The organism is Dyadobacter alkalitolerans DSM 23607 (assembly GCF_000428845.1).
Lineage (GTDB): Bacteria > Bacteroidota > Bacteroidia > Cytophagales > Spirosomataceae > Dyadobacter > Dyadobacter alkalitolerans.
In genome coordinates, this window is the sequence record NZ_AUAS01000017.1 from 70024 (window position 1) to 82664 (window position 12641).

General features: G+C 44.5%; 14 protein-coding genes. 7 read left to right on the forward strand and 7 right to left on the reverse strand.

The window, feature by feature from the left end:
- Positions 1-185 precede the first annotated feature (185 nt).
- The 5 genes from G395_RS0123575 to rplU all read right to left on the reverse strand — a co-directional run bounded on the left by G395_RS0123575 (position 186) and on the right by rplU (position 3835).
- Entirely contained in the window at positions 186-1232 is a 1047-nt protein-coding gene (locus tag G395_RS0123575) for a ferredoxin--NADP reductase (RefSeq protein WP_026632317.1), read from the reverse strand.
- 31 nt (positions 1233-1263) lie between these two features.
- Positions 1264-2355 carry a hypothetical protein gene (locus tag G395_RS0123580; protein ID WP_026632318.1) on the reverse strand — a complete coding sequence of 364 codons (1092 nt, stop codon included), beginning with the start codon at positions 2353-2355 and terminating at the stop codon, positions 1264-1266.
- 81 nt (positions 2356-2436) lie between these two features.
- Complete coding sequence (locus G395_RS0123585) at positions 2437-3033, reverse strand: NifU family protein (RefSeq protein WP_026632319.1); 597 nt, start codon at positions 3031-3033, stop codon at positions 2437-2439.
- A 157-nt stretch (positions 3034-3190) separates the two neighbouring features.
- Complete coding sequence (rpmA, locus tag G395_RS0123595; protein WP_026632320.1) at positions 3191-3481, reverse strand: 50S ribosomal protein L27; 291 nt, start codon at positions 3479-3481, stop codon at positions 3191-3193.
- Positions 3482-3523: 42 nt separating this feature from the next.
- The gene (gene rplU / locus G395_RS0123600; RefSeq protein ID WP_026632321.1) at positions 3524-3835 is read right to left on the reverse strand and encodes a 50S ribosomal protein L21; all 312 of its coding nucleotides are present in this window, start codon (positions 3833-3835) and stop codon (positions 3524-3526) included.
- A 277-nt stretch (positions 3836-4112) separates the two neighbouring features.
- Between rplU and G395_RS0123605 the strand changes: the two genes are divergently transcribed.
- The 6 genes from G395_RS0123605 (at position 4113) to G395_RS0123630 (ending at position 8322) form a co-directional block, all read left to right on the forward strand.
- Positions 4113-4757, forward strand: coding sequence for a thioredoxin family protein (locus G395_RS0123605; protein WP_026632322.1), 645 nt, complete (start codon positions 4113-4115; stop codon positions 4755-4757).
- 19 nt (positions 4758-4776) lie between these two features.
- A complete protein-coding gene (locus tag G395_RS0123610; RefSeq protein WP_035361947.1) occupies positions 4777-5685 on the forward strand; it encodes an SMP-30/gluconolactonase/LRE family protein in 909 nt (302 codons plus the stop codon).
- 106 nt (positions 5686-5791) lie between these two features.
- Entirely contained in the window at positions 5792-6166 is a 375-nt protein-coding gene (locus G395_RS0123615; protein ID WP_026632324.1) for a diacylglycerol kinase family protein, read from the forward strand.
- 26 nt (positions 6167-6192) lie between these two features.
- Positions 6193-7308: a hypothetical protein gene (locus G395_RS33030; protein WP_026632325.1), complete on the forward strand. Its 1116-nt coding sequence runs from the start codon at positions 6193-6195 to the stop codon at positions 7306-7308.
- Between the two features lie 38 nt (positions 7309-7346).
- Positions 7347-7643 (forward strand): winged helix-turn-helix domain-containing protein, encoded by a 297-nt coding sequence (locus G395_RS0123625; protein ID WP_026632326.1) that lies wholly within the window; start codon positions 7347-7349, stop codon positions 7641-7643.
- A 136-nt stretch (positions 7644-7779) separates the two neighbouring features.
- On the forward strand, positions 7780-8322 hold the full coding sequence (locus tag G395_RS0123630; RefSeq protein ID WP_026632327.1) for a hypothetical protein: 543 nt from the start codon (positions 7780-7782) through the stop codon (positions 8320-8322).
- An 84-nt stretch (positions 8323-8406) separates the two neighbouring features.
- Here G395_RS0123630 and G395_RS0123635 read toward each other — a convergent pair whose 3' ends face one another.
- Positions 8407-8907 carry a DUF2911 domain-containing protein gene (locus G395_RS0123635; protein ID WP_026632328.1) on the reverse strand — a complete coding sequence of 167 codons (501 nt, stop codon included), beginning with the start codon at positions 8905-8907 and terminating at the stop codon, positions 8407-8409.
- Positions 8908-9087: 180 nt separating this feature from the next.
- Between G395_RS0123635 and recG the strand changes: the two genes are divergently transcribed.
- Positions 9088-11208, forward strand: coding sequence for an ATP-dependent DNA helicase RecG (recG, locus tag G395_RS0123640; RefSeq protein ID WP_026632329.1), 2121 nt, complete (start codon positions 9088-9090; stop codon positions 11206-11208).
- A gap of 4 nt (positions 11209-11212) precedes the next feature.
- Here recG and G395_RS0123645 read toward each other — a convergent pair whose 3' ends face one another.
- A complete protein-coding gene (locus tag G395_RS0123645) occupies positions 11213-12559 on the reverse strand; it encodes an FGGY-family carbohydrate kinase (protein ID WP_026632330.1) in 1347 nt (448 codons plus the stop codon).
- Positions 12560-12641: the final 82 nt, after the last annotated feature.

Here is a 12641-nt window from a genome sequence, read left to right on the forward strand (position 1 = left end):
AACCATTTTTACAATTAATTTTGTCAGGAAGATCTCAAATAAAATAATATTCTACGTTCCTCGTCCTTAACACTTGAAAGAGCCTAACCTTTAGCCTTTTCCAGAATTACACCAATTTCCTGCTAATCCTAAATCCATAATAAAGCGTACGAACTCACATTCGTACGCTTTTTGCTTGAAATGATTTAGATAATGTCAATTGAAACATCTGCGGAATCCACATAGGCTGAGCAGGTCAGGATCCATCCTTCCTCCAAATCACGGTCTGTAAGCACTTCGTTCACACTCATATGCAGCTTTCCGGACTTGCATATCCCGGCACATGTCGAACATCTTCCGCCTTTGCAGCTGTAAGGCAGCCTAATATCCGCCGCCAGGGCTGCATCCAATACGGTGGTGTGGGCAGGAACAAAAAGGTCGTGCACCTCGCCCCGAAAATTAAGCTTGATCACGTGCGGGTAGGAAACGGGCGGGGGCGGTGGCGCAGCAGGAATAATGAAATTTTCCTTCCGGATCTGTAAGGACGAAAAGCCCATGAAATGCAATGTTATTTCCACCGAACGCATCAGCTCATAAGGCCCACAAATTAAGAAACGTGCGTTCCTGGGCTGGAAGCGCAACGATTTGTTGACCAGTTGTTCGAGCCTGGTGTTGTTAATACGCCCCCGCAGGCCATTCCAGTCATCCAGCGGCTGACTGTGAATGTGGACGACATTCAGCCTTTCCGGAAATTGCTCCTGCCATTGCCGGATCTGGTCATGAAACAGCGCATGCCGCACGTTCCTGCTGGCATATACCAATGTAATGTTGCTTTCCTTTTCCTGGACCAGGGCTTGTTTTAAAATAGAAAAAAGTGGTGTGATGCCACTTCCAGCTGCTATCAGCACAATGTCGCGAGGCGTTCCGAAGGATTCTTCCAATACAAACCTGCCCGAAGCCGGCAATACATTAAACTGGTCGCCAACTTTTACAGTATCAATCCAGAAGCGCGATACTTCACCATTCGGAACACGTTTCACAGTTATGGCCGGGTCTTCATCCACATCAGGTGCAGAACTCATGGAATACGAGCGCCTGGTTTCGCGACCGTGCATGGGAATCAGGAATGTAAGGAACTGGCCGGCTTTGTATGTGAATGGCTGCTTGTTCGTTCTTTCAAAAACGAATGTCTTTGCGTCGGTTGCTTCCTGGATAATTTGTTTTACCTGCAAAGAAATCGTGGCTTCGGACATTGCGTTATTAGTCAGTTAGGGGAATGAAAGTTTAACGCATATTTTGTGCAGCGTTGTTCCAAAGTGTCTCATATTCTGCCAGAAGTGTCCAGCAATGTGCTTCGCAGATCCAATGCATGTGAAATAACGGGTTAATAGCGAGCTTGTAAAGGATTGGGTGCTCGTAAGCGGTAAGGAGGCCGGCTATAAAGAAAAAGAAGCCGTCAAAATCGGTTTTGGTGAAATTTTCAATGTCAATGCGCTCGGTTTTTACACCAAGCCGGATCAGCGAAGAAGAAATAATCACCTTATCCATCGCATGATTGGTGGTTTTTAAAATGCGCTGTGCATCGGCAATGAATTTGCTTTTAACCGGCTGCAATGCAGGCGGATCAAAAGCTGCTATCAGGCGTGCGACGTGGTAAATAATGAGTGGCGTTCGCGGATATTGATGTGCGCATCGAAACGGCATAGTAATGTATCGATCTGTTTCTATAACCGAGCGGATGTAATGCAGACTATCTTCATCATGCTCATTCAGAGGCAGATTGTACCGGAGAATGCAATACATTAAATTACTGAGGACGCAAACGTCGAATTCCACATACATGTTTTTGCCAAACCATGTGGAGTAAGCTTTCAAGCTTTTATATTCCTCAAATGTATTGCGAACGCTTAGCTTCGTTCCATTAGCGTGCAGTTTGAGTTTCTCTTTCAGCCATGTTAGTTCATTAGCTGCAGGGCTGGTTGTGAGGTAAATGAATGCGGTGTCATCCACATCGTCAGGAATACGAAAATGTTCAAAACGATGGAAAATGTGGCCATTCGGGAAGTGTCGTGACGGCCTGGTCTTCCAGAAGTTGTAAGTTTTGAGGCCGTCTTTGTTCTGGAAATCCGGGTAATTCTTGATTACATTTTTGCAGATCCGTCCTATGGTTTTTTGCTGTTCCGGGTCGGCATATTTTGCAATGGATTGTAATGTGAAGCAAGAGATCGCGGAAAAGAAAATGGTCGTATCCGGCCGGTGGTAACCGATCAGTTTGTTTTCCCTGTGCGCAGGAAAAATCCCCTCAGGAAAATAACGGGTGCCATTGGATTGCAGACTTTCAATTTGATCCAAAAATTGTTGCAGCGGCTGCTTCATACGCCGAAACTAGTGAAACGGCACAAAAAAAGAAACCCTGCCAGTGAATGACAGGGTTTCTATATATGGGTTTCATGTTTTTTAAACGCCTTCCGCAACCACTTCCTTCACATCCGGAACCATACGCGTAAGCAGGTTTTCAATGCCCGCTTTCAATGTCAGGGTAGAAGAAGGGCAGCCGCTGCAGGATCCCTGAAGCAACACCTTCACAACGCCGGAATCTTCATTAAAGGAATGGAAATTAATCGCACCGCCATCCGATTCCACCGCCGGGCGAACATATTGATCCAATGCTGCCTTAATTTTTTGCACTGTATCAGAATCCCTTTCATCAACGATCAATGTATTTTTGTCAATTGTCTGTTGTTCGAAAACGGGATGGTTTTCTTCAAAATAAATCTTGATAAATTGCTTTGTATCACGCAAAACCTCTTCCCATGCTATGGCATCGTCCTTGGTGATCGTGACAAAATTGCTGGCGATAAAAACCCTTTTTACATGCGGAAACTGAAAGAGATCAGACGCTAGTGGTGAAGCTTTTCCTTCTTCCAGAGCGGCTTCCAATGAGGGATAGTCAAACGAAAGTCCATCGGGCACCAGCTCAAAGTTGAGCACAAACTTCATCGAGTTAGGGTTTGGACTTAATTCTGTATATACAAAAACCGGGCGTGTTAGCATTGTCTTGGTAAGTATGTTTTAAACGGGTAAATGACTTTGTGTAGGTTAAACAAGCAAATAAGGGTTTTGGTTTGATGCCTTCCTTTAAACATAAAAAAACCCAAAGGACTAAATATCCTTCGGGTTCTTTCAATGCCAGATTCCTGACCTTTGCTGACTAAGCTTCTGCTGTTACAGGAGCCTCAGTTGCAACTGCAAGCGGTTCAATGTGAACGTATGACTTGTTTTGACGCGTCTTACGGAACACTACATTGCCTTCAACCAATGCAAATAAAGTATGGTCACGGCCGATGCCTACATTATTACCAGGATTGTGCTTGGTTCCACGCTGACGAACCAGGATATTTCCTGCTTTGGCAACCTGGCCACCGAATAATTTTACGCCCAGACGCTTGCTTTCCGATTCACGTCCGTTTCTCGAGCTACCTACACCTTTCTTATGTGCCATGATATCTTAACTATTAATTATAATTTCTTTATTTAAAACTGATTAAGCTACGATCTCGTCAATGCTGATCTTCGTCAGATACTGACGGTGACCATTCTTAACTTTGTAACCTTTACGTCTTTTCTTTTTGAAGACGATCACTTTTTCACCTTTAAGGTGTTCAAGGACAGTTGCTTTAACAGAAGCGCCTGCAACTGTTGGAAGACCTACCTGTACTGTGCCTGCGGTGTCAACCAGAAGGACTTTGTCAAACACAAGAGCAGCGTTCACGTCACCTTCAAGCCTATGCGTGAAGATTTCGAGACCCTTTTCAACCTTAAATTGCTGACCTGCGATTTCTACGATTGCGTACATGTTAATAAATTATGTAAAACTGATTTCTAAAATGAGGTGCAAAGATAGACACTTGCATACAGAATTACAATGCTTTAGCGCAAATCTTCAACAAGTTCGAAGGGTAACGTATAATTATTTGCCGCCTTATAGTTAAACTTGCTCAAAACATTACCTTTATATGATTACCGGCTGTCGCAGCGTTCAATCATTGCATTAACAAAACTTAACAATCTCAACTGTTACTTTATTCCAAAATTTACGTCTAACCATAAGAATGCGTTTAAAAAGCAAAAAAATGAAAATTTGGTTATGGATTTTAATGGTTGCAGGAGTAGGATTGTGTTCGCAGCTAAATGCTGCTGATCTGAGGTTGTTACTGACTGAAATAAAGCAAACGGGAGGTTATCAGGTCGGTGACGCCGCCGCCGCTTTCCGATTGAAAAATACGGATGGGAATATGGTTTCCTTAACTGATTTCAATAACGCAAAAGGCGTCATTGTGATTTTTACAAGCAACCATTGCCCTTTTGCCAAAGCTTATGAAGACCGGATTATCGCATTGAACAATAAATTTGCCGCACAGGGTTTTCCTGTTATTGCCATTAACCCGAGCGATCCGGGAACGCATCAGGATGATACATTTGAGAAAATGAAAGAGCGTGCTGCCTCAAAAGGATATGGTTATCCTTACCTGGTGGATGAATCGCAGCAGGTTGCCAAAGCGTTTGGTGCAGGGCGCACGCCGCAGGTTTATATTTTGCAAAAAAACGGCGCCAAATTCACGGTTCGTTACATTGGTATGATCGACGATAATCCGCAAGACCCGGCCGGAGTTACCAAGTTATACGCAGATGAAGCGGTTAGTAATCTTTTGACTGGAAAACCTGTCGTTACAACCATTACCAAGCCGGTTGGTTGCGCGATCAAATGGAAAAATTAGTGCATTGAAATTCTTGATCATGAATAAATTTTTGCTCCTCCTAATTTCCTGCACCGTTTTTGCTCAGATTTCTTTTGCACAAACGAAAAGCAAAAAATTCTCCAACGAAGGTGAATTCACAAGCAATTGTGAAGGTCCGGCGGTTGACAGTGAAGGAAACGTATATGCAGTGAATTTCGCACGCGATGGGACTGTGGCGATCATGAACCGGAAAGGCAATGCGAGCTTTTTTGTGACCCTTCCCAAGGGCAGCACGGGTAACGGCATACGCTTTGCCGACAAAAACACATTTTTCGTAGCAGATTTTACAGGGCATAATGTGCTTAAAGTGAACCTGCTCACAAAGGACATTTCGGTCTTTGCCAATGAACCGAAAATGAACCAGCCCAATGACCTTGCTATCACCGCAAAAGGTCACATTTTCTGTTCTGACCCAAACTGGAAAGACGGAACGGGGCAGATCTGGCACGTGTCACCCGAAGGCAAAACGCGGTTGGTAGCCGAAAATATGGGGACTACCAACGGAATAGACGTCAGCCCGGATGAAAAGAAGTTGTATGTAAACGAAAGTGTGCAAAGGAATGTGTGGGTTTTCGACCTGGCACCAGATGGATCTTTATCCAATAAGACGCTTTTACACAAATTTGAAGACGGCGGAATGGATGGCATGCGCTGCGATGTCGAAGGCAATCTTTACATTGCAAGGCATGGAAAAGGCGAAGTTGCCGTGCTATCTCCTGAAGGCAAAGTAATCCAGACCATTACCACCATTGGTAAGAAGGTTTCCAACATTTGCTTCGGCGGCAAAAATGGCAAAACTTGTTACATTACCTTGCAAGACCGTGGCTGCCTGGAAACTTTCAAAGCAAACACAGCGGGAAGGGAATGGGCGATGATGAAAGCTTTTGACGAGGTTAATAAGAAATAATCCAGCTCACTTTTGCGAAAGGGAAGGCACAAAACACGCATTGACGTTTTCGTTCGTGCTGATGTTGTTGTACTTTGCGTCCATATTTTCGCAGAAATCAAACAAAATGAACGGACCCATAGATTTTCTTAAAGCCGCACGCAGTTTTCGCTTCGCGGGTGTGGGGATTTACAATCTATTTCGCTACGAGAACAATGCACGCATCCATTTGATGGCCTGCATACTGGTTTTGATGGCCGGTGTTTTCTTCGATATATCAAACGTTGAATGGACCGTCATTATCATTCAAATTGCGCTGGTGCTGGCTGCTGAGGCATTTAATACATCCATTGAAAAACTGGCAGACCTCGTTATGCCTGATTATCATCCTGTTATAAAGGTTGTGAAAGACACTGCTGCGGCGGCGGTGCTGCTCTTAGCAATCTCCGCGGTGCTTGTCGGCCTGATTATTTTTGTCCCAAAATTTTTGCTCCTTTTTTGATATAACACCTTTTTACAATCTGTTCTATGAATACGAACGAGGACTCTCTGCACACCCTGAATGAGATCCGCAGCCTGATGGAGCGGTCGTCAAAGTTCTTGTCGCTAAGCGGGTTAAGCGGTGTGTTTATTGGTGTTTTTGCGCTGATCGGAGCCGCGGTAGCCTATGTAAAATTCAAAACCGATTGGCTCGTTGCCGTCGCGTCGCCGGCTGCACCTTATGGCGATAACAGCCAGCAGGATGTTGCCCGATTTTTGATTGCGGACGGCATTTGTGTCCTGATCCTATCACTGGCTGCCGGCATTATTCTGACTGTCCGCAAAGGGAAAAAAAGAGGGCTTACTGTTTGGAACGGGAGTTCAAAAAGATTGTTGATCAGCATGCTTGTTCCACTTTTAACAGGCGGAATCTTTTGCCTGGCCATGCTGCTTTACCATCGCATGTTATGGATCGTATTTCCTGCAACATTGATTTTTTACGGCATTGCACTGGTTAATGCGAGCAAATTCACTTACCCGGAGCTCTTTTACATGGGCATCTGCGAAATTGCACTCGGCAGCCTTACGCTTTTCATGACCCACTATTCCCTGCTTTTCTGGGCGCTGGGATTTGGCGTACTGCACATTATTTATGGCCTTACCATGTACAACCGATACGAAAGGGAAAAGTTAAGCAGCAACAAAACGGTTGCCAAAGGCCTCATCTGCGTGGCGTTATTGTTGTTTTCCTTTGTCAGCAACGGCCAGTCCGTTTCCGACAGCGCCGTGGTAATGGCTAAAAAATGGTATGATAAGGAGACCCTTTATCTGCAAAGCGGAAATAGTTTTGTGAAAAACAATGTATTGTACAGAGGACAAAGGGCGCTGAAACAGGAGTTTATCATCTCGGAAGGCGGGCTTCAACTTTATAAAAGCTCACGCCGGACAAGAAACATTGCTTATGTTTTATCCCTGGCAGGCGTCATAGGGTCGGTTAACTCGCTCGTTTCAGGAAATAGAAATAATGTGAAAACCTTTTTTTGGATATCATTAGGCACCGGATTTGTTTCGACGCTGCTCACAACGCGTGCAAACAATCAGCGTGACCAGGCAGTTTGGCTTCGAAACCGGGATGCAATGCTGTTCATGGAGCTTAACAGATAAAATTTGTCGCCAAGAACGGGGCCTTCGGCCCGTAACAAATGGAGTGGTTAGAGAAGTTTAATAAAGTTTTTGAGAGTAAAATTAGGCTTGGGCTGATGTCTGTGCTTGTGGTCAACGATTCGCTCAGTTTCAATGAATTAAAAGAACTTTTGCAGCTAACCGACGGCAACCTCGCCTCCCATTTAAAGGCACTGGAAGAAACAAAATACATTGAATTCCAAAAGCAGTTCCTAGGCAGAAAGCCCCTGACAACCTACAAAGCCACAGACGCTGGGCAAAAAGCATTTACGGATCACCTGCAAGTGCTGGAAAATATGATCAAGGCGAACTTGTAGGAGCCTTTTGTATGTAATTCTGGGCTATCAAATACCTCTGAAAACCGTTAAATTTTCCAAGTGTACCGTTGGGAAATCGGATCAGAGACCTATCCAATAGTTAACGTTAATTGCATTACACGTTTATTATTTTGGTATGAAAAAGATATCATTTGTTCAGACTTTCGTTTTATTTCTGTTGTTCGCCGCTCTGGCATGTAAGAATGACAATCCCTTGATCAAGGATGAGCCTGTTGTTGAAGTTCCTGCTATTCCTTCCGAAAATTATCTGCGTGTCGATGACAAATACTATCCAATTGATACTGCATCTGTTTGGTTCTCCAAAATAGGAAACCTAACTTCATTTGATATTTCCTTTTATAATGCTGATCAATTTTTGCAAATCGGCTATCTTACTTTTAGAAACACGAAGATTTTGAAGGATGGAGAATTCCATTATCAACCCTCAAAAGATTTGAGAGCCTTTGAGGTGGATCATTTTCATAATGTTTCATTATTGTTTGGTGAGAAGGGAAAGGATCTATTTCTAGACGGTATATCAGGAAGCCAAATAAAAAATGGGCGAATAGCTATCAAAAAATTGGGAATTACAACACAAATTGATGCTTTGCTAGAAATAGACTCGAAAAAAATTCAAGTTCATTATGTAGGGTCTCTTAATATTGTTGAATATTGGTAGCAGATTTGTGATGGAACGTTTTTAAACAAAAGCGGTGAACTTTCAATCGAAAGTTCACCGCTTTTGTTAGCATTTACATTAACATTAAAACTTCAAAGGAACAGAAAACCCTGACTTATCCCATTGAAAATCAAGAGAAGTTGCGCTTACTTTGAAAGTAAGTTTTTCTTCCGCTGTTGGATATGTTTTGCTTGGTACAGTCACTTTCAATAGATCTTTGCCTTTATTTTTCTCATAGTCGTAAGCACCAGACTGTCCCAGAACGCTGTTAAGTATAACAGACCATTCTTTTTCTCCCGGAATTGTGAACAAGCTGTAAGTGCCAGCTTTCACAGCTTTGCCGCCAAACATGCCGTCTTTTTTGAAAGTGATTTCAGTAGAAGCATTTGCGCCGGTTCTCCATACTTTGCCATATTTTTCCAAACTTTCACTTCCCTCTTTTCCAAAAAGGACCCTTCCTTTTTTCGAAGGCTGGCCGTAAGCAATGCTGACATTAGGGCCGTCAGTTGTCACTCTCGGACTTTGTGCAGCTGCCCATGTCAATGAAACTAATGTCAGGAAAAGCGTTAAAAATGTGGTTTTCATAAATGATTAAAATTGATTTTAGGTGGATAAAAATTAATAATCCAACGAAATACGCCATTCAAAAGTTGTGAACCAAACCACGTAGTGCAAAAACTGTTGCGAAACGGGCACATTAACTTTGATTAACATATCCCGAAGCCCTGATCTTTGTTTTTTACGAATTCGAGCTATATTTGAATAATGACTTCTGATGCAAACCAAACAGTAAGAACGCGCTTCTTTGATACAAAAATCGAGTTTTTGAAAGGTGTAGGCCCGCTAAAAGCGGCTCTCCTGAATCAGGAACTTGGCATTTTTACGTTTGGTGACCTCATCCAGCATTATCCCTTCCGACATGAGGACAGGACCGTTTTTCATCAGATCAAAAACCTGAATGATCAGCTTCCGGCTGCACAAATCAAGGGCAGGCTCCGCGAGTGGACCCTTACCGGCGAAGGAAACAAAAAGCGGCTCGTAGCATACTTTACGGACGGCACGGGAATACTGGAACTCGTTTGGTTTCAAAGCATTGCCTGGTACGAAAAGAATCTTCGCCCGAATACGGAATATATTGTTTTTGGAAAACCCGTTGCATTTGGCGGCAGATGGAGCATCACCCATCCGGAGCTCGACCTGATCACGCCGGAAAACGAAAGCGGCGGTTTCTGGCAGCCCATTTATCCGCTTACCGAAAAGCTTCGCAGAAAATTCGTCGACAGCCGGACAATAAGCCGGATGATGAAATCGCTGCTGGAAGTTTCCAGGTCGCACATCCGTGAAACGCTTCCCGAAACGCTCGTTCAGAAATACAGATTGGTTTCAAAGGCTGATGCGCTTTGGAACTTTCACCTGCCGCAAAATGCACAGTGGCTGCATCAGGCCCAGAGGAGACTGAAATTCGAGGAGCTTTTTTACAATCAATTTCGGTTGATCAAAAACAAGCTGCTGCACAAAACGGAATATCCCGGGATGATTTTCGGCCATACCAACCTTGTAAAGCGGTTTTATGAAAACCATTTGCCTTTTACATTAACCAATGCGCAGATCAGGGTTCTGGCAGAAATTCATGAGGACCTGAAAACCGGCAGACAAATGAATCGCCTTTTGCAGGGCGATGTGGGTTCCGGTAAGACCATTGTCGCATTCATTTCCATGCTTTTCGCGCTGGATAATGATGCTCAGGCGTGCCTAATGGCGCCGACGGAAATTCTGGCAGATCAACATTATCAGGGCTTAAAGAAATTCGCTGACGCGCTGGGTGTCAATATTTGTAAGCTCACCGGCTCAACCAAAAAGAAGGAAAGGGAGCTGATTCACAAGCAATTGCTGGACGGCTCGATGCACATTATCGTGGGCACGCACGCCCTCATTGAAGACATTGTGCAGTTTAAGAACCTGGGATTGTGCATTATCGATGAGCAACACCGTTTCGGTGTGGCACAGCGTGCGAAGTTATGGGCCAAGAACAGCCGCATTAACCCGCATATGCTCGTGATGACCGCAACGCCCATTCCCCGGACATTAGCGATGACATTATACGGCGATCTTGACATCTCAGCCATTAATGAACTCCCGGCTGGACGGAAACCGATCAAGACCGTTCACCGCTATGATGCGCACCGGTTATCTGTTTTTGGTTTTCTGAAAGATGAAATTGCAAAAGGAAGGCAGATCTATATGGTTTATCCATTAATTGAAGAATCCGAAAAAATGGATTTGAAAGACCTTATGGATGGCTATGAAAGCGTTTCGAGGGCATTTCCTGACGTGCCGCTCAGCATTCTGCACGGAAAGATGAAATCCGCCGATAAAGACTATGAAATGGCGCGGTTTGTGCGTGGGGAGACAAAGATCATGGTGGCCACGACGGTGATTGAGGTTGGCGTCAATGTGCCCAATGCATCCGTAATGGTCATTGAAAATGCCGAAAGATTTGGTTTATCACAATTGCACCAGTTGCGCGGCAGGGTAGGAAGGGGCGCTGAACAGTCCTATTGCATTCTGATTACCGATTATAAAATCAGCAAGGAAACCAAGCTGCGCATTGAAACAATGTGCCGGACGAATGATGGTTTTGAAATTGCGGAAGTGGATCTTCAGTTACGCGGGCCGGGGGACTTATCCGGGACGCAGCAAAGCGGGCTTCTGGATCTTTTGGTTGCCAACCTGGCCCAGGACGGGGAAATTTTGAAAGCGGCGAGAATATCCGCAGAGGGAATCCTGAATGCAGATCCTGACCTGCTCCAGCCTGTAAACCAACCCATTCGTGCGCATATTGAACATATGGGTAAGGAGGCGACCAATTGGAGCAGGATCAGTTAGTGCATCATTGTGCTTCTATCTCGTAAATTTCTTTTGAAAAATCGAATGTTTGCGGCCTTGTCACGTGCAATGCAGCGCCCAGGGACGTGGCATATGGCAGATCCGTCGCGTAAACGGTGTGATTCGGGTAATTACGCGCGATGAGCTTCGTGAAAATCTCGTTTCTTGCAAAACCCCCGTCAATATAGATCGCCTGCACATCATTGATCCCGACCAGATCAAGTGATTTGAACAGCAACTCTGTAAGTCCTTTGATCAAATGATGATAGGCGCTTTCAGCTGAAGCAAATGCGCTGATCTGCCAGTCCTGTGGGCTAGGCTCAGGCGAAGGTCCGTTTCCGACCATGCAAGCAGTATAAAAAGGCGGCGTATCTTGTTTCAAGATTGCTTCATCAAAGGCAACAGTTTTGTAAAAATCCGGCTCTACGCGGAAATATTCCGCAATGCGTGCAACCTGATAATCGTGCTCCCTGCCCAAGAACAAGCGTGAAGCCGTCACTCCGCTGCCCTCAGGCGTCAGATAGTTCATGCAATCACGTTCGAGCTGATAGGAAGTCATCGGCTTGGAAGCGAAGGAATTGAAATTAATACACCACGTTCCGGTTGATAGCAACACGAAGGGCTTCTTAACAGCCATGCGGTAAGGAATCAGCGCAGAAGAACTATCATGCAAGCCAAATCCGGACTGAATGCCCTTGTCATTATGCCTGTATATAAATGAAGAAGACGCCAAAACGGGCGCGAGCTTTTTGTGAATTCCTTCTTCCTTAACCCACTCGTGATAGTCCCACATTTCGAAACTCCAGAGTGCTGTATGACAGCCTAATGAAGTGTAATCGCTCACTTTGCGGCCTGTGAGCAGATAAAGAATGTATTGTGGTAAATGTAATGTTGAAGCGATTTGCTTGTAAATGTCGGGGTAAGTGTATTTGAGCCAGTAAAGCTGCATGCCCGAATTTAACATTCCCATTGCCGGAGAACCCGTTTGCAGGGAAAGCCGCGTCGGGTCGCCGTATTTGCTGTAAAATTGCTTTAAAAGATCCTCAGGAAAGGGCTTTAAATAGGAATATAATGGCGTAAGCGGCTTGTTGGAAGCATCCAGATGCACCAGACTGGCACCATATGCGGCCACGTTTACCGCCTTGATATCATATCTCGGATCTTCGAGTAAAGCTGTCCAGCGATCCTGCACCCACTTGGTTAGCAGTTCAATATTCTCGGTCGGGAACCCGTCTTCGTCCGTTGTCTCCGGAAGTGACTCTGAAAATTCATCTATAATCTGATACTTTTCATCAAAAAGTACATACTTCTTATTGGTCCTGCCAATGTCAAAAACCGCTGTTACTTTCATTATTTGAATGCGATATCACTTTTTTACCCGGAAATGTATTTTTCGGTTAATATAGTGACTTTACGTTAAAACCAATACCCTT